The organism is Microbacterium terrae (genome assembly GCF_017831975.1).
GTDB lineage: Bacteria > Actinomycetota > Actinomycetes > Actinomycetales > Microbacteriaceae > Microbacterium > Microbacterium terrae.
The window spans coordinates 1,783,815-1,799,564 of the sequence record NZ_JAFDSS010000001.1 but is presented as its reverse complement, the minus strand read 5'-3'; the positions used below and the strand labels follow the sequence as shown (position 1 = coordinate 1,799,564).

The 15,750-nt window shown below is 70.6% G+C and carries 18 protein-coding genes and 1 tRNA gene; 13 read left to right on the top strand and 6 right to left on the bottom strand.

Going from position 1 to position 15,750, the window contains the following annotated elements; translation table 11 throughout:
* Window positions 1-2 precede the first annotated feature (2 nt).
* From JOD63_RS08355 to der, 10 genes are all read left to right on the top strand, one after another.
* Window positions 3-1,703: a CTP synthase gene (locus JOD63_RS08355; protein ID WP_045275318.1), complete on the top strand. Its 1,701-nt coding sequence runs from the start codon at window positions 3-5 to the stop codon at window positions 1,701-1,703.
* 4 nt (window positions 1,704-1,707) lie between these two features.
* Window positions 1,708-2,286, top strand: coding sequence for an NUDIX domain-containing protein (locus JOD63_RS08350; protein WP_045275319.1), 579 nt, complete (start codon window positions 1,708-1,710; stop codon window positions 2,284-2,286).
* A gap of 1 nt (window position 2,287) precedes the next feature.
* A complete protein-coding gene (xerD, locus tag JOD63_RS08345; RefSeq protein WP_045275320.1) occupies window positions 2,288-3,211 on the top strand; it encodes a site-specific tyrosine recombinase XerD in 924 nt (307 codons plus the stop codon).
* An 81-nt stretch (window positions 3,212-3,292) separates the two neighbouring features.
* Window positions 3,293-4,177 (top strand): ParA family protein, encoded by an 885-nt coding sequence (locus JOD63_RS08340; RefSeq protein WP_045275321.1) that lies wholly within the window; start codon window positions 3,293-3,295, stop codon window positions 4,175-4,177.
* Window positions 4,161-5,048 carry a segregation and condensation protein A gene (locus JOD63_RS08335; RefSeq protein ID WP_045275322.1) on the top strand — a complete coding sequence of 296 codons (888 nt, stop codon included), beginning with the start codon at window positions 4,161-4,163 and terminating at the stop codon, window positions 5,046-5,048. The genes JOD63_RS08340 and JOD63_RS08335 overlap by 17 nt, the downstream gene beginning before the upstream one ends.
* Window positions 5,038-5,664 carry an SMC-Scp complex subunit ScpB gene (gene scpB, locus JOD63_RS08330; protein ID WP_045275323.1) on the top strand — a complete coding sequence of 209 codons (627 nt, stop codon included), beginning with the start codon at window positions 5,038-5,040 and terminating at the stop codon, window positions 5,662-5,664. The genes JOD63_RS08335 and scpB overlap by 11 nt, the downstream gene beginning before the upstream one ends.
* Window positions 5,661-6,470 (top strand): pseudouridine synthase, encoded by an 810-nt coding sequence (locus JOD63_RS08325; RefSeq protein WP_045275324.1) that lies wholly within the window; start codon window positions 5,661-5,663, stop codon window positions 6,468-6,470. The genes scpB and JOD63_RS08325 overlap by 4 nt, the downstream gene beginning before the upstream one ends.
* Window positions 6,471-7,631 carry a prephenate dehydrogenase gene (locus tag JOD63_RS08320; RefSeq protein ID WP_045275325.1) on the top strand — a complete coding sequence of 387 codons (1,161 nt, stop codon included), beginning with the start codon at window positions 6,471-6,473 and terminating at the stop codon, window positions 7,629-7,631.
* Window positions 7,624-8,355, top strand: a complete 732-nt coding sequence (gene cmk, locus JOD63_RS08315; RefSeq protein ID WP_045275326.1) for a (d)CMP kinase — start codon at window positions 7,624-7,626, stop codon at window positions 8,353-8,355. The genes JOD63_RS08320 and cmk overlap by 8 nt, the downstream gene beginning before the upstream one ends.
* A complete protein-coding gene (der, locus tag JOD63_RS08310; protein WP_045275327.1) occupies window positions 8,345-9,877 on the top strand; it encodes a ribosome biogenesis GTPase Der in 1,533 nt (510 codons plus the stop codon). The genes cmk and der overlap by 11 nt, the downstream gene beginning before the upstream one ends.
* A 114-nt stretch (window positions 9,878-9,991) precedes the next feature.
* Here the strand turns inward: der and JOD63_RS08305 are convergent, their stop codons facing one another.
* Window positions 9,992-10,408, bottom strand: coding sequence for a GNAT family N-acetyltransferase (locus tag JOD63_RS08305; protein ID WP_045275328.1), 417 nt, complete (start codon window positions 10,406-10,408; stop codon window positions 9,992-9,994).
* A gap of 132 nt (window positions 10,409-10,540) precedes the next feature.
* Between JOD63_RS08305 and JOD63_RS08300 the strand changes: the two genes are divergently transcribed.
* A complete protein-coding gene (locus JOD63_RS08300) occupies window positions 10,541-10,753 on the top strand; it encodes a hypothetical protein (RefSeq protein ID WP_045275329.1) in 213 nt (70 codons plus the stop codon).
* An 82-nt stretch (window positions 10,754-10,835) separates the two neighbouring features.
* On the top strand, window positions 10,836-11,738 hold the full coding sequence (locus JOD63_RS08295; RefSeq protein ID WP_045275330.1) for an NUDIX hydrolase: 903 nt from the start codon (window positions 10,836-10,838) through the stop codon (window positions 11,736-11,738).
* 57 nt (window positions 11,739-11,795) lie between these two features.
* On the opposite strand, the gene JOD63_RS08290 is transcribed toward JOD63_RS08295, so the two are convergent.
* From JOD63_RS08290 to JOD63_RS08280, 3 genes are all read right to left on the bottom strand, one after another.
* The gene (locus JOD63_RS08290; RefSeq protein WP_045275331.1) at window positions 11,796-12,167 is read right to left on the bottom strand and encodes an RNA-binding S4 domain-containing protein; all 372 of its coding nucleotides are present in this window, start codon (window positions 12,165-12,167) and stop codon (window positions 11,796-11,798) included.
* A complete protein-coding gene (locus JOD63_RS08285; RefSeq protein ID WP_045275332.1) occupies window positions 12,164-12,916 on the bottom strand; it encodes a lysoplasmalogenase family protein in 753 nt (250 codons plus the stop codon). Before JOD63_RS08285 ends, JOD63_RS08290 begins: the two co-directional genes overlap by 4 nt.
* Before the next feature lie 64 nt (window positions 12,917-12,980).
* Entirely contained in the window at window positions 12,981-13,559 is a 579-nt protein-coding gene (locus JOD63_RS08280) for a GNAT family N-acetyltransferase (RefSeq protein WP_045275333.1), read from the bottom strand.
* A 108-nt stretch (window positions 13,560-13,667) separates the two neighbouring features.
* Between JOD63_RS08280 and JOD63_RS08275 the strand changes: the two genes are divergently transcribed.
* A tRNA-Pro gene (locus JOD63_RS08275) sits at window positions 13,668-13,741 on the top strand.
* Window positions 13,742-13,961: 220 nt separating this feature from the next.
* On the opposite strand, the gene JOD63_RS08270 is transcribed toward JOD63_RS08275, so the two are convergent.
* Both JOD63_RS08270 and JOD63_RS08265 read right to left on the bottom strand, forming a co-directional pair.
* Window positions 13,962-14,324, bottom strand: a complete 363-nt coding sequence (locus JOD63_RS08270) for a cyclophilin-like fold protein (protein ID WP_045275334.1) — start codon at window positions 14,322-14,324, stop codon at window positions 13,962-13,964.
* 170 nt (window positions 14,325-14,494) lie between these two features.
* Window positions 14,495-15,742 carry a multidrug effflux MFS transporter gene (locus JOD63_RS08265; protein WP_045275335.1) on the bottom strand — a complete coding sequence of 416 codons (1,248 nt, stop codon included), beginning with the start codon at window positions 15,740-15,742 and terminating at the stop codon, window positions 14,495-14,497.
* Window positions 15,743-15,750 lie beyond the last annotated feature (8 nt).

Sequence of the window (15,750 nt, the reverse complement as noted above, 5' to 3'; positions counted from 1 at the left end):
TGATGCAGACTTCTGATTCTTTCCGCGGCGACACTTCGAACGACACCACCAAGCACATCTTCGTGACCGGTGGTGTCGTTTCCTCGTTGGGCAAGGGCCTGACGGCGGCGAGCCTCGGCAACCTCCTCACGGCGCGAGGTCTGCGCGTCGTGATGCAGAAGCTCGACCCGTACCTGAACGTCGACCCGGGCACGATGAACCCGTTCCAGCACGGCGAGGTCTTCGTGACCGACGACGGCGCCGAGACCGACCTCGACATCGGCCACTACGAGCGCTTCCTCGACATCGAGCTGAGCCAGGCGGCCAACGTCACCACCGGCCAGATCTACTCGCAGGTGATCGCCAAGGAGCGCCGCGGCGAGTACCTCGGCGACACCGTGCAGGTCATCCCGCACATCACCGACGAGATCAAGCGCCGCATGCGCCTGCAGGCCGACGAGTCGCCGAAGCCCGACGTGATCATCACCGAGATCGGCGGAACCGTGGGCGACATCGAGTCGCAGCCGTTCATCGAGTCGGCTCGCCAGATCCGTCACGAACTCGGCCGCGGCAACGTGTTCTTCGTGCACGTCTCGCTGGTGCCCTTCATGGGGGCGTCGGGCGAGCAGAAGACCAAGCCCACCCAGCACTCGGTCGCCGCCCTCCGCTCCATCGGCATCCAGCCCGACGCCCTGGTGCTGCGCAGCGACCGTCCCGTCACCGAGTCGAACAAGCGCAAGATCGCGCTGATGTGCGACGTCGACGAAGACGCCGTCGTCAACGCGGTCGACGTGCCCAGCATCTACGACATCCCGTCGATGCTCAACGAGCAGGGTCTCGACGCGTACATCGTGCGCGCCCTCGGCCTGGGCAAGGCGGCGGATGTCGACTGGTCGCGCTGGCAGCGTGTGCTCAGCGCGGTGCACAACCCCAAGCACGAGGTGACGATCGGTCTCGTCGGCAAGTACATCGACCTGCCCGACGCCTACCTCTCGGTCACCGAGGCGCTCAAGGCCGGCGGCTTCGCGCAGGAGACGCACGTCAACATCCGCTGGATCCCGTCGGACGAGTGCGAGACCCCCGAGGGAGCCGCGAAGGCGCTCGGCCCGCTCGACGGCATCGTGATCCCCGGCGGCTTCGGCATCCGCGGCATCGAGGGCAAGATCGGCGCCCTCAAGTTCGCGCGCGAGCAGGGCATCCCGACCCTCGGGATCTGCCTCGGCCTGCAGTGCATGGTGATCGAGTACGCGCGCCACGTCGCGGGCATCGAGGACGCCTCGTCGAGCGAGTTCGACCCCGACACGACGGCCCCCGTCATCGCCACCATGGAGGAGCAGGTCGACATCCTCGAGGCGGGCGACATGGGCGGCACCATGCGCCTGGGCCTGTACCCGGCGAACCTCGCCGAGGGGTCGATCGTCGCCGAGGTCTACGGCGCGACGACGGCGGCCGAGCGTCACCGCCACCGCTACGAGGTCAACAACCGCTACCGCGATCGCATCGCCGAAGCGGGGATGCTCTTCTCGGGGCTGAACCCCGACCTCGACCTCGTCGAGTACGTGGAGCTGCCGCGCGAGGTGCACCCCTACTACGTCGCCACGCAGGCCCACCCCGAGCTGCGCTCGCGTCCGACCGACGCCAACCCGCTCTTCCGCGGTCTCGTCGGTGCGGCCCTCGAGCGTCACCGCTCCAGTGAGCTGTTCGACGACGTCGAGAACGACTGATCCCGTGCTGCGGGATGAGCCGGCCGAGGCCGAGGTCGTCGCGAGCGACCTCGTCTACGAGGGGCGGGTGTGGGACGTCCGCAGCGACACCGTGCGCTACGGCGACGGCGAGATCGTGCGCCAGTACGTCGACCACCCCGGTGCCGCCGCGGTGGTCGCCCTCGACGACGAGCTCCGGGTGCTGCTGATCCAGCAGTACCGGCATCCGATCCGACACCGCGACTGGGAGGTGCCGGCCGGGCTCCTCGACATCCCGGGGGAGGAGCCGCTCGAGGCCGCCCGTCGCGAGCTCGCCGAGGAGGTCGACCTCGAGGCCGTCTCGTGGGAGCCGCTGGTGAGCATCTTCACCACTCCGGGCGGCAACGACGAGGTCGTGCACATCTTCCTCGCCCGCGGGCTCACGCGAGTGGCCGAGGCGCACGCGCGCGAGGACGAGGAGGCCGACATCCGCACCGAATGGCTGCCGCTCGCCGATGCGGTCGACGGCATCCTCGCCGGACGCCTGCGCAACGGCATCCTGATCGCCGGCGTCCTCGCAGCGGCCGAGAAGCTGCGGCAGCCGGAGGCGCCCGCCGGGCGATGACATGCGACTCGAGCGTGCGGTGGACACCTACCTTCGGCACATCACGATCGAGCGCGGTCTGTCGGAGCACACCGTCGCGGCGTACCGCAACGACCTCGCCGGTTACGTCGAATGGCTCGGCGCAGCGGGCATCGACGACACCGATGCGGTGACCGCCGACACCGTCGCCCGCTTCGCCGCCGAGAAGGCTGCGGGAGATCCGGCGCCCGCCGCCTCGTCGCTCGCGCGTCTGCAGTCCTCGGTGCGGGGGCTTCACCGCTTCCTCGCGCGCGAGGGCGTGGCGCAGGACGACCCGTCGGTGCGGTTGAAGCCCCCCAAGCAGCCGCAGCGCCTGCCGAAGGCGCTCACGATCGACCAGGTCGAGCAGCTGCTGGATGCCGCGGGCCCGGCCCCCGCCGACGCGCAGCCCGGCGACCTCGTCGGCATCCGCGATCGTGCGCTGCTCGAACTGCTCTACGCGACCGGCGCGCGGGTGTCGGAGATCGTGCAGCTCGACGTCGACGACGTCGCGCACGGCGACGTGCTGCGCGTGCGCGGCAAGGGCTCGAAGGAGCGGATCGTGCCGGTCGGCTCGTACGCGCAGGCGGCTCTCGCGTCGTACCTCACCCGTGCGCGACCCGAGCTGTCGCGCCGGGGGCACGCGACGCCCCGGCTGTTCCTCGGGGCGCGGGGGGCGCCGCTGTCGCGGCAGAGCGCGTGGCTCGTGATCCGCGCCGCCGCAGAGCGGGCGCATCTGACGGCGCACGTGTCTCCGCACACGCTGCGGCACTCGTTCGCGACCCACCTGCTGCAGGGCGGCGCCGATGTGCGGGTGGTGCAGGAGCTGCTCGGACACGCGTCGGTCGCCACGACGCAGATCTACACGCACGTGTCCGTCGACGCGCTGCGCGACGTCTACGTGACCTCGCATCCGCGCGCCCGCTGAGCTCTTGCACGCCGTGCCTCCGAGTCGGGACGCACACCGTGGCTAGAATCAATCGGTACGGCCGTGACGTCAGGAGAATCAGTGGCGGGGAGCAAGCGAGGCGCGACGAGGGCCTCTGAGGACGAGACCCCCATCGGTCCGACCGGTCGTCCCTATCACGGCTTCCCGACGCCGCCCCCGCTCGACGGCCACGGGCCCGCACGCATCATCGCGCTCTGCAACCAGAAGGGCGGCGTCGGCAAGACGACGACCACCATCAACCTGGCCGCATCTCTGGCGTCCTACGGGCGCAAGGTGCTCGCCGTCGACTTCGACCCGCAGGGCGCACTGTCGGCGGGGCTCGGCATCACCACGCACGAGATCCCGACGATCTACGACCTGCTGCTGGACTCCAAGCGCGACCCGCACGACGTGATCGTGCACTCGCGCGTCGAGAACCTCGACGTGATCCCGGCCAACATCGACCTGTCGGCGGCCGAGGTGCACCTCGTCAACGAGGTCGCGCGCGAGCAGACCCTCGCGCGGGCGCTGCGCAAGGTGACCGGCGACTACGACGTCGTGCTCATCGACTGCCAGCCCTCGCTCGGCCTCCTCACCGTCAATGCGCTCACCGCGAGCCACGGCGTGGTCATCCCGCTCGAGTGCGAGTTCTTCGCGCTGCGCGGTGTCGCGATGCTCATCGAGACCATCGACAAGGTGCGCGACCGCCTCAACCCGACGATCACGCTCGACGGCGTGCTCGCCACGATGTACGACGCGCGCACGCTCCACTCGCGCGAGGTGCTCGAGCGGGTCGTCGACGCGTTCGGCGACGACGTTCTCGAGACCGTGATCGGTCGTACGGTGAAGTTCCCGGATGCCTCGGTCTCGGGCATGCCGATCACGGAGTTCGCACCCGAGCACGCTGCCGCCCAGGCCTACCTGCGGCTGGCCAGGGAGCTGGTCGCCCGTGGCGCGGTCGCCTGAGCACGAAGACCACGCGGGTTCGGCGCCCGACTCTGCTCCAGCCCCCGAGCCTGTTCCGGCCGCCGAGCCTGTCGAGGGGCCCGAGCCCATCGACGGGTTCCGGGTCTCGCTGACCAACTTCGACGGCCCGTTCGACCTGCTCCTCACGCTCATCTCGAAGCACGAGCTCGACATCACCGAGGTGTCGCTGTCGCTCGTGACGAACGAGTTCATCGCCTACCTGCGCGAGCTCGGCCCCGACGAAGAGCTCGACGAGGCTTCGGAGTTCCTCGTGGTCGCCGCGACCCTGCTCGACATGAAGGTCGCCGGGCTCCTGCCGCAGGGCGAGCTCGTCGATGCAGAGTCGGTCGCGCTGCTCGAAGCGCGCGACCTGCTGTTCGCGCGGCTGCTGCAGTACCGGGCGTTCAAAGAGGTGTCGTCGTGGTTCGAGCGGTGCCTGCGCCGCGAGGAGCGCCGGCATGTGCGCGCCGTCAAGCTCGACGCGAAGTACCGGAGCGCCACGCCGGAGCTCGTCTGGACGCTGAGCGTCGACGACTTCGCGGCGCTCGCGCTGCTTGCCATGACGCCGAAGGAGATCCCGCATGTGGGCCTGGACCACCTGCATGCCCCGCTCATCAGCATCCGTGAGCAGGCGGCGATCGTCGTCACGCTGCTGAAGGATGCCGGCTCGCTCAGCTTCCGCGAGCTCGTGGCAGGGGTCTCGCAGCCCGGCGTCGTGGTGGCGCGATTCCTCTCGGTGCTCGAGCTGTACCGCCATGCCGCCCTGTCGTTCGAGCAGATCGAACCGCTGGGCGAGCTCACCCTGCGCTGGAGCGCGCAGCGGTGGTCCGACGAGAATCTTGCGACTCTGGGAGCCGACTATGACCGATGACACCGACTTCGCCGCGCGCGCAGCGACCGCGCCCGACACCGCGCCTCCGGTGAGCACGGCGACCGACGTCGCCCGGCGCCTCGAGGCGATCCTGCTGATCATCGATGAGCCGCAGAGCCTGGTGAGCCTCGCGACCGCGGTGTCGGCGCCGGTGCCGGCTGTGCGCCAGGCGATCGAGACGCTCGTCGCCGACTACGACGGCGAGACCGGCGGACCGCGGCGCGGGTTCGAACTGCGCGAGGTGGGCGGCGGGTGGCGCCTCTACGTGCGCGAGGAGCACGACGACCTCGTCACCGAGTACGTGAACACGCAGGCGCCGTCGCGGCTGTCGCAGGCGGCTCTCGAGACCCTCGCCGTGATCGCCTACAAGCAGCCGATCTCTCGCAGCCAGGTCGCCTCGATCCGCGCGGTGAACGTCGACTCGGTCGTGCGCACGCTCGTGGCGCGTGGCCTCATCACCGAAGTGTTCACCGACCCCGAGACCGGGGCCATCAACTACGGCACGACCGACGCGCTGCTGGTGCACCTGGGCATCAACTCGCTCGACGAGCTGCCGCACATCTCACCGCTGCTCGACGACGGGGCGGCCGGATTCGACGAGGAGGCGCGCCGATGACCGGTGCCGAGGCCGAAGGTGTCCGTCTGCAGAAGGTGCTCGCGAACGCGGGTGTCGCCTCGCGACGCGTGTCGGAGCAGCTGATCGTCGAGGGGCGCGTCCGCGTCAACGGCGTGGTCGTCACCGAGCTCGGATCGCGCATCGATCCCGAGAACGATCTCGTCGACGTCGACGGCACCGCCGTGCAGCTCGACCAGTCCAAGCGCTACGTCATGCTCAACAAGCCGACGGGCGTCGTCAGCTCGATGAAGGACGACCGGGGGCGACCCGACCTGCGCCGGTTCACGAAGGACTGGGACGAGCGCCTGTACAACGTGGGGCGACTGGATGCCGAGACCAGCGGCCTGCTCGTGCTGACCAACGACGGGGGACTGGCCCACGTGCTGGCGCACCCGTCGTTCGGTGTGACGAAGGTGTACATCGCCAAGGTCGAGGGTGCGGTGACCCCGCAGACGGTGCAGCGACTGCTGCGCGGAGTCGACCTCGACGACGGGTCGATCGCCGCCGACAAGGCGCGGCTGCTGAGCACGTCGGCCGAGGGCGGCGGCTCGCTCATCGAGCTCACCCTGCACGCGGGGCGCAACCGCATCGTGCGGCGCATGATGGCTGCGGTCGGTCACCCGGTCGTGGAGCTCGTTCGGCGGCAGTTCGGGCCACTCCACCTGGGAACGTTGCCAGCCGGGCGGGCACGCGAGTTGACTAAAGTGGAGCGGGGCGCTCTGCTGACCCTCGCGCGCCAGGCCGCGGGGGATGACACCGTGGTGCGCGACGGCGGCGAAGACCCGCATACCGACCAGGAGATCTGAGTGACCGATTCCGCCGCGACATCCGCGCGTGCGCTCGACGGAGCGCGCGAGCGCGCCACCGCGCCCGCGCGCGCATCGCGCGTGCACGGCACGGTGCGGATCGTCGGCGCCGGTCTCCTCGGATCGAGCATCGGCCACGCGCTGCGAGCGCTCGGCGTCGACGTCGCCCTCGAAGACAGCTCGAAGGCGCAGCTGCGCCTCGCCGTCGACTACGGTGCAGGTCGCGTCGCGGCATCCGACGACGAGCCGACTCTCGTCGTCGTGGCTGTGCCGCCCGACGTGACCGCCGACGTCATCGAGCGCGAGCTCGCCGCGCATCCGACCGCCGTCGTCACCGACGTCGCCAGCGTGAAGCTCGAGCCGCTGCGCGAGCTGCGCGAGCGCGGCGTCGACCTCACCCGCTACATCGGCTCGCACCCGCTCGCGGGGCGCGAGCGCGGCGGTGCGATCGCCGCCCGCGCCGACATCTTCATCGGCCGGCCCTGGGTGGTGTGCCGCGACGAGGAGACCTCCGCCGCCGACCTCGCCCTCGTGGAGGGGCTCGCGCTCGACCTCGGCGCCACACCGCTCGAGATGACGCCCGAGGAGCACGACCAGGCGGTCGCCCTCGTCTCGCACGTGCCTCAGCTCGTGGCGAGCCTCCTCGCCGGTCGCTTCGTCACAGCCCCCGACGGGTCGCTGCGCCTGGCCGGCCAGGGTGTGCGCGACACGACGCGCATCGCGGCATCCGCTCCCGAGCTGTGGGTGCAGATCCTCGGCGCCAACGCCGCGCCCGTCGTCGATGTGCTCGACGCGCTGGCTGCCGACCTCGCCTCCGTCGCAGACGCGCTCCGCGCCCCCGATGCGCCCGGAGCCCGTCGCGCCGTCGCCGACACCATCCGCCGTGGCAACGATGGCGTCGAGCGACTCCCCGGCAAGCATGGACAGAACCGCCGGTTCGAGCAGATCGTCGTGATGGTCGACGACACCGCCGGCCAGCTCGGGCGCCTCTTCGGCGACCTGGGCGAACTCGACGTCAACGTCGAGGACCTGCGCCTGGAGCACTCTCCGGGCGCCCAGTTCGGCCTGGCCGAGATCAGCGTCGTACCCGCTGCGGTCCGACGCGCCGTCGACGGCCTCGCGGCCCGTGGCTGGAAGATTGCGAGCACCACCAATGACTGACCCTTCGGCAGGCACCGGGATCGACGGTCCCGTCCTCGTCGCCATCGACGGCCCCGCGGGAAGCGGCAAGTCCAGCGTGTCGAAGCAGGCGGCGCGCCGGCTCGGCTTCGGCTATCTCGACACCGGGGCCGCGTACCGCGCCCTCGCGTGGAACGCGCTCGAACGAGGTCTCGACACGTCCGACGCCGTCGCCGTGATCGAGGCGGCGGGCGACTTCGACTTCGCGATCTCGCTCGACCCCGACACCTACTGGGTGCGGGTGGGCGCGGTCGACGTGACCGAGGCGATCCGCGAGCCACGCGTGACCGAGGCTGTATCGGGCGTCGCCCGCGTCGCCGCCATCCGCACGTCGGCCAACGCCCTCTTCCGCGCTCTGGTGGCCGGCTCGGGTCGGCCCGGCGTCATCGTCGAGGGCCGCGACATCACCACCGTCGTCGCGCCCGACGCTCCGGTGCGCATCCTCCTCACCGCAGCCCCCGAGGTGCGCGCCGCCCGCCGCAGCGCAGAACTGACCACGCAGGATGCCGCGGCCGTCGCCGCTGCCCTGCACCGCCGCGACGCGTCGGACTCGACCGTCGTGGACTTCCTCACCGCAGCCCCCGGAGTCACGGTCGTCGATTCGACGGCCCTCGACTTCGAGCAGACGGTGGACGCCGTGCTCGACGTCATCCGAGCAGGCATCCCCGTGCAGACATCACAGACAGGAGCGTCCGATGTCCTCTGACACCAGCGCCGAAGAGTACGAACCCGGCGAGGACCACCTCGCCGAGAACCTGGCCGCCATCGACGACGAGCTCGCCGACCAGCGCGCTGCCGCCCTGCGCGTCGGACTCGAGGACTACGACCTCGACGACGACGACGCCGAGCTCCTCGCGGGTCTCATCCGCGGCGAGGACGGCATCGAGTACCTGCCCGCCTTGCCGGTGGTCGCGATCGTCGGTCGCCCCAACGTCGGCAAGTCGGCTCTGGTCAACCGCATCCTGGGTCGTCGTGAGGCCGTCGTCGAAGACACCCCGGGGGTCACGCGCGACCGCGTCACGTACAAGGCCGAGTGGATGGATCGCCGGTTCTCGCTCGTCGACACCGGCGGCTGGGAGCCCGACGCCCGCGGCATCGACAAGTCGGTGGCGCTGCAGGCCGAGGTCGCGATCGACCTGTGCGACGTGGTGATGTTCGTCGTCGACGCGATGGTCGGCGCGACGTCGACCGACGAGCAGGTCGTGAAGCTGCTGCGCAAGAGCGGCAAGCCGGTCTTCCTCGTCGCCAACAAGATCGACGACGCGCGCCACGAGCCCGAGGCCGCAGCCCTGTGGAACCTCGGCCTCGGCGAGCCGCACCCGGTCTCGGCCATCCACGGTCGCGGTGTCGCCGACCTGCTCGACGAGATCATGAAGGTGCTGCCCGAGGTGTCGGCGGTCGCCCAGGCCGAGATCGGCGGGCCGCGTCGCGTGGCCATCCTCGGTCGGCCGAACGTCGGCAAGTCGTCGCTGCTGAACAAGGCCGCCGGCGAGGAGCGCGTCGTCGTCAACGAGCTCGCGGGCACCACCCGCGACCCGGTCGACGAGATCGTCGAGCTCGGCGGCAAGCTCTGGCGCTTCGTCGACACCGCCGGTATCCGTCGTCGTGTGCACCTGCAGCAGGGCGCCGACTTCTACGCGTCGCTGCGCACCTCGGCAGCGCTGGAGAAGGCCGAGGTCGCGGTCGTCGTGATCGACGTCACCCAGCCGATCAGCGTGCAGGACCTCAACATCATCGACCTCGTGCTCGAGTCGGGTCGCGCCCTCGTGATCGCCTACAACAAGTGGGATCGCCTGAACGACGACGACATGGACGGCCAGGACCGCCGTCGCTACCTGGAGCGCGAGATCGAGCAGGACCTCGCGCACGTCGCGTGGGCTCCGCGCGTGAACATCTCGGCGCGCACCGGCCGTCACCTCGACAAGCTGGTGCCGGCGCTCGAGACGGCGCTCGAGTCGTGGGATCAGCGCATCCCGACCGGCAAGTTCAACGCCTTCATCACCGAGCTCGTCGCCGAGCACCCGCACCCGGTGCGAGGCGGCAAGCAGCCCCGCATCCTGTTCGGCACGCAGGCGTCGACGCGTCCGCCGACATTCGTGCTGTTCACGAGCGGGTTCCTCGACCCGGGCTACCGCCGGTTCATCCAGCGCCGACTGCGCGAGCTGTACGGCTTCGAAGGCACTCCGATCGTGGTCAACATGCGGGTGCGCGAGCGCCGCAAGCGCTGACCCGACGTCTCGACTTCTGCCGAGAACACCTGACGGCACCCGTTTCCGCTCGCGGAGGGTGCCGTCAGGTGTTCCCGGTCGTTGAGCGAGCGGAGCGAGACGAAACGCGTCCGGTCAGGTGCCGGCGCGCGCCGGGCGCACCATCGCGGTGCGATCCGGCTCGGTGAACCCGAATCCGCGGTAGAGGCCGTGCGCATCGCCGGTGAACAGCACCCAGCGCATGTCGCCTCCGGGGCCGTCGTCGATCATGAGCTTCACCAGGCGCTTGCCGAGCCCGTGCCCGCGGTGGCCCTCGACGACGAACACGTCGGCGAGGTACGCGAAGCCGACCCCATCCGACACCGCGCGCGCGAAGCCCACCTGTTCGCCGGTGTCGCGCCGGTAGGCGCCGACCACCCGCCAGGATGCGTCGATCTGGGCCTCGACGTCGGCGCGGGAGCGCCAGCGGCCCCAGTACGCCTGCGTCGAGAGCCACTCCCACACCGCGTCGCGCTGCACGCGCTGCGGGTCGTCATCGAGGTCGTAGTCCATCGGGCCATGGTGCCACCAGTCGGTAGGCGGCGGTCACCCGGAGGCACGGGCCGATCCGCTGTCCGTGGCATCCGGGCGAGCTGAACCCGATGAACGGACCGAGGCCCGGGCATCCGACGGTAGAGTTCCGGCATGGCCACCGACGTCACGCTCTACATCGGCATGCAGCCGCTCATCGCGAAGTACCGCTTCGCCGATGCGATCGCCTGGGAGCGTGTGCGCGTCCAGATCGTCACGGCGATGAACGCCGGACGCGGCCTCATCGAACTCGATCACAAGGGCGACAAGGTCGTCTACGTGTACAGCCCCTACCTTCCGGTGAGCTGGGTCGAGTCCGGCAAGTGACGCCACCGTCCGACGCGCGGCTCCGATGACCGGATGCGTCGGGACGGGCGGGCGACGCACGCCGATGTGCGAGGCTGGCGGGGTGAGTATCGAGCCCCCTGCGCCCGACGAGCCCCGCCGGCCCCACGGCCCGCGCGATCCGGGCGATGCCTGGGTGGTCGCGCCGACGGGGGAGCGGTACTGGGGCTTGTTCGGCGCCGCCGGCCTGCTCGCTTTCGATGCCCGGCGCGGTGTACTGCTTCAGCACCGGGTGTCGTGGAGTCATTTCGGCGGCACCTGGGGGCTTCCCGGCGGAGCGCGTCACGAGGGCGAGTCGGCGGGTGACGGGGCGCTGCGCGAAGCCGCCGAGGAGGCCGGGGTGCCGGCCGGCGCCGTGCGGCGGCGGTTCACCAGCATCCTCGATCTCGGCTACTGGAGCTACACCACGCTCGTCGGCGATGTCGCCGAGAAGTTCGAGCCCGTCATCGCCGATCCCGAGAGCGTGGAGCTCTCGTGGGTGCCTGTGGATGCGGTCGAGAGCTACCCGCTGCATCCGGGCTTCGCCGACGCGTGGGGGCACCTGCGGGCGCTCCTCGACGTGCGTCCCGCGATCGTCGTCGATGTCGCCAACGTGATGGGGTCGGTCCCCGATGGGTGGTGGAAGGATCGCGGCGGAGCGGCGGAGCGACTGCTGCAGCGGCTGTCGACGCTCGCGGGCGACGGTGTGCCGGCAGCGGCGCTCGAGCTCGCGGCGGACAGGTGGTTCCCGGTATGGGTCGCCGTGCTCGAGGGGCAGGCGCGCGTCGCGGATGCCCCAGAGGGCGGGGTGCGCGTGGTGCGCGCCTCCGGTTCAGGCGACGATGCGATCGTCGAGCAGGCCGCCGACCTCGTCGCGACGGGGCATGCGGTGACCGTCGTCACCAGCGACCGCGAGCTCGTTTCGCGGGTGACGGATGCCGGGACGATGGCGCGCGGCACGCGCTGGCTGCTCGATCTGCTCGGCTGACGCGGGCCGGCCGATTCCGACGGGCGGGCCCCTCGACGCCGTCGACGCCCGCACGACTCAGCGGTCGTCGCCGTCGCGGGCGCGGAACCGGTCGATCTCGCGGCGCTCCCGCTTGGTGGGCCTGCCCGCCCCGCGGTCGCGCTGGGCGAGCACCGGGAGCGGATCGCGGGGCGGGGTGCGATCGTCGACCGCTTCGGCGGCGGGCACGGCCCCGACGCGCTTGGCGATGGGCTGCTTCACGACCAGGATGCGGTCGAACCCGTTGATGCGCACGCGCAGTTCGTCACCCGGGCGCACCGGCTGCGCGGCCTTCGCCTTCTCGCCGTTCACGCGCACATGCCCGGCCCGGCATGCAGTGGTCGCGGCCGACCGGGTCTTGTAGACACGCACCGCCCAGAGCCACGAGTCCACGCGCACCTGACCCGTCATCGTGACATCGCCTCCGAGGCAGGGCGCGCCACGCGGGTGCGCTCCGAGACGAGCACGCCCGCCGCGAGGAGCCCCTGACCGAGGCAGTACGTGAGCATGACGGCGCCGCTCGTCCAGGCGGGCATCGCGTCGGGCACGAACAGGCGGAACGCGAGGATCGTGTCGGAGGCGAGGAAGAAGACGCCGCCCCACACGATGACCGGGTGGCAGCGGGATGCCGCGACAGCGGTGCCGCCGAGCACGATGCCGTAGACGGCCACCGCGATGAGCAGCCCGCCGATGTGCGCGCCGAGGACGCCGAGCATCGCCACCCACCACACCGCATAGGCGAGTGCCCACAGCGGAACGCGTCGCACGGCGAGATGACGCCAGAACAGCCAGATGTAGCAGAGGTGGGCGAGTCCGAAGAAGAGCAGCATGAGCGGCAGGGTCGGCGCGAAGGGGAAGAACAGTCCGGCCTCGTCGCCGAGCCACGACAGCGCGATCGCTGTGAGGAGCAGCGCGATGACGGGCCCGCGGTAGGCGAGCGCTGCCGGGGCCTTCGCGGCAGGCTGAGGTGCGGCATCCGTCGTCGCTCGCGTGCCGACGAACACCACTGCGACGACCGCGAGGGCGAGCGCCGGCATGAGAAGCGCCTTCGTGGGCGTGCCGACCTGCTCCGCGCCGACGAACTGCGCGGTCACGTGGACCGCAGACACGATGGCGTAGGGGGCGAACGCCACGGCGGTTGTGACGGCAGGGCGGGGCATCGGACTCCTCGTCGAGCTCGGGTGCTGACGCTCCATCGTCGCACGTCGTTCCCGCGCGGCCGGCTCAGAGTTCGAGCGTCACGATCGCGACGTCGGGGCGGGGCCGGGCGACCTCGCGGAACCCCGCCGTCAGGAAGGTCGAGACCACGCCGTGGTAGAGATCGTTCGTCGACTTCTTGCCGCTCGCGCCAGGGTCGAGCGGGTAGGCCTCGACGACGCGTGCGCCGTGCTCGCGCGCGAACGCCACCGCGGCGTCGAGCAGCCGGGCGTTGAGTCCTGCTCCGCGGTGCTCGCGCCGAACCGCGAAGCACGAGACCGCCCAGACGGATGCGTCGTCCCACGGCTCGTCGCTCGCGGCGTAGTTCCTCGTTCGCGAGAGTCGCACCTGGTGGGTGCGCGGCCCGACCCGCACCCACCCCGCAGCCTCGCCGTCGACGTAGGCCACGAGTCCCGGAGCGGGGGAGTCGGCGACCTGGGTGCGGAGCATCCCTCGCCTCTCGTCGACATCGGAGCGGTTGAACTCGGCGTTCGTGATCGTCCACCACTGACACTGGCATCCGCGTCCGTCGCCGCCGCCCGACAGGGCGTGCTGCACGTCGTCGAAGCGGTCGGCGGTGGCGGGTTCCACAGTGATCTCAGCCATGGGCCGACGCTACGCCACGCATCCGACACGCGCGAGGAGCCGGGTGCGTTCGCGAGCGGTCTCGGGAGCGGGTAGGATAGTCGAGTTGTCCGCTTGCGGGCATCGAACCGGGATGTGGCGCAGCTTGGTAGCGCACTTGACTGGGGGTCAAGGGGTCGCAGGTTCAAATCCTGTCATCCCGACGGTTCAGGAAATCCCCGGTGAGATATCAACCATCTCACCGGGGATTCGTCGTCTGTGGAGCGCGCTGCCACTGGCAGCGCCTTCGAATCGAAACAACCCGAGGTTCCCCGCGGTCGATGTTCGCCGTGAGTCCGTTCGGGCAGACGCCGCGACTCCGCACCAGAGGTGTCACCGGCGCCCATCGGCCCCGAGTCGGCGCGATTCGTCAGGGGTGCAGACCTAGCCCGCGAGCTCCAGGCTGACCTCGCGAGCGGAGTCCCAGTCGCGGAGAATGGCGATATCGCCGTGGATCTCGCCGAGGCGGACGATGCCGTCGAACCGGCCGACATCCGTGTAGTACAGCACGAGGGCATCGTCGGGGGCGTAGTAGCCGATCGTCCCGGCGGCTGCACTCTCGCCGGCGGGCATTCCCTCCATCGGAAGCGCGGGGGAAAGCGGAGCGAGGACTTCTTGGCCGCCGTAGTCCGAGAACTCGAGGCTGAGGGGGAGTCGGCCGGCGAGCGCGCGGGCTGCGGGACTGTCGTTGAGCGTCGCTTCCAGCGGTGTTCCGTCGATGGTGATGCGGATCGGCGTCGATGCCATGGGCGCTCCTGTGTTCTTGGACGGTGTGGTCGCGTCCGGCGCGACTGGCGCGGAAGACGCGGAGGCGGATGAGGGGGATGCTGAGCCCCCGGCATGCGGGGAACAGGCTGCGAGCGCGACGCACACCGCCACGGCTGCGACGGTGGCGAGTCCGCGGGTGAGCCGCGTGCTCATATACGGACTCCATGCCCGATTGTCGCGGCCGTCGGCGCAGCAGCACCGCGACCGGGGGTGCGTGCACGTGTGAAGCTGAGCGCGCCGAGAGCGACGGCGCCGGTGGTGACGATGCCCAGGGGAAGGATGCTGAGGGCTCCGGCGATGCCGACGAGCGGGGCGGCGATGCCGCCGAATCCGAAGCGGAACATGCCGAGGAGGGAAGACGCGGTACCGGCGATGTCGGGGTATTCGGAGAGGGCGAGGGTGGTCGCGGGTGGTGAGGTGATCGCGACTCCGCTGGCGAGGGCGAACAAGGAGAGGAAGATCACCCACAGCGGCATGGGGGTGATTCCGGAGAGCAGCAGTCCCACTGCGCCGAGTCCGGCGACCACGAGGCCGGTCGTGAGGGTGCCGGCGATGCTCCAACTCTCGGCGGTGCGGCCGGCGAGGTAGCCGAAGACCATGAATCCGGCGGAGTTCAGTCCGAACGCGGCCGCGTACCACTGCGGGGTGAGCCCGTAGATGTCCTGCAGGACGAAGGTCGCGCCGGCGAGATAGGCGAACAGTGCCGCGTAGAGGAAGCCCTGGTTGAGGACCGCGCCGAGGAACACGCGGTCGGCGAGCAGGGTGCGGAAGTCGCGGAGCGTGTGCGCGAATCCTCCGATGGTGCGTCGCGAGGCGGGGAGCGTCTCGGTGAACAGGAGCAGGGTGGCGATCAGGATGCCGGCACCCGCCGCAGCGAGGAAGACGAACAGTCCGCGCCAGTCGACGGTCGTGTTGAGGAGCCCGCCGAGCAGCGGCCCGACGATCGCGGCGAACCCGCCGACCACGGTGAGACGGCCGTAGAAACGGATCAGTTCGCCCCCCGAATAGACGTCGCGTCCGGCGGCGTTCGCGATGACGATGCCGACGCCGCCCGCAAGGCCCTGCACGACGCGCGCCACGATGAGCAGCTCGATGCTCGGGCTCACCGCGCACAGCGCGGAGGTGGCGATGTACGCGATGATTCCGACGACAAGGATGCCGCGACGGCCGTAGCGGTCCGAGAGGGGACCGGCGATGAGCTGGCCGGCCGCGAGGCCGAACAGGCAGGCGGTCACCGTGAGCTGTGCGACGGAGGTCGCCGCGCCGAGCTCACGGGTCAGCGCCGGCAGGGCGGGCAGATACAGGTCCATCGAGATCGGCCCGAACACCGTGAGAAGGAGCAGCAGGGTGGGCAGCGCGCGTCGGTGTATGGCGAGTGCGGGCCGGGAATCGGTCATGACGACAG

Bases quoted from the DNA above. Each gene is read 5' to 3' on its own strand.
- xerD (WP_045275320.1), top strand. From the start codon at position 2,288: ATGCGACTCGAGCGTGCGGTGGACACCTACCTTCGGCACATCACGATC.
- JOD63_RS08325 (WP_045275324.1), top strand. From the start codon at position 5,661: ATGACCGGTGCCGAGGCCGAAGGTGTCCGTCTGCAGAAGGTGCTCGCG.
- JOD63_RS08285 (WP_045275332.1), bottom strand. From the start codon at position 12,916: ATGCCCCGCCCTGCCGTCACAACCGCCGTGGCGTTCGCCCCCTACGCC.
- JOD63_RS08300 (WP_045275329.1), top strand. From the start codon at position 10,541: ATGGCCACCGACGTCACGCTCTACATCGGCATGCAGCCGCTCATCGCG.
- JOD63_RS08305 (WP_045275328.1), bottom strand. From the start codon at position 10,408: ATGGACTACGACCTCGATGACGACCCGCAGCGCGTGCAGCGCGACGCG.
- der (WP_045275327.1), top strand. From the start codon at position 8,345: ATGTCCTCTGACACCAGCGCCGAAGAGTACGAACCCGGCGAGGACCAC.
- JOD63_RS08290 (WP_045275331.1), bottom strand. From the start codon at position 12,167: ATGACGGGTCAGGTGCGCGTGGACTCGTGGCTCTGGGCGGTGCGTGTC.
- JOD63_RS08355 (WP_045275318.1), top strand. From the start codon at position 3: ATGCAGACTTCTGATTCTTTCCGCGGCGACACTTCGAACGACACCACC.
- JOD63_RS08270 (WP_045275334.1), bottom strand. From the start codon at position 14,324: ATGGCATCGACGCCGATCCGCATCACCATCGACGGAACACCGCTGGAA.
- JOD63_RS08280 (WP_045275333.1), bottom strand. From the start codon at position 13,559: ATGGCTGAGATCACTGTGGAACCCGCCACCGCCGACCGCTTCGACGAC.
- scpB (WP_045275323.1), top strand. From the start codon at position 5,038: ATGACCGATGACACCGACTTCGCCGCGCGCGCAGCGACCGCGCCCGAC.
- JOD63_RS08265 (WP_045275335.1), bottom strand. From the start codon at position 15,742: ATGACCGATTCCCGGCCCGCACTCGCCATACACCGACGCGCGCTGCCC.
- cmk (WP_045275326.1), top strand. From the start codon at position 7,624: ATGACTGACCCTTCGGCAGGCACCGGGATCGACGGTCCCGTCCTCGTC.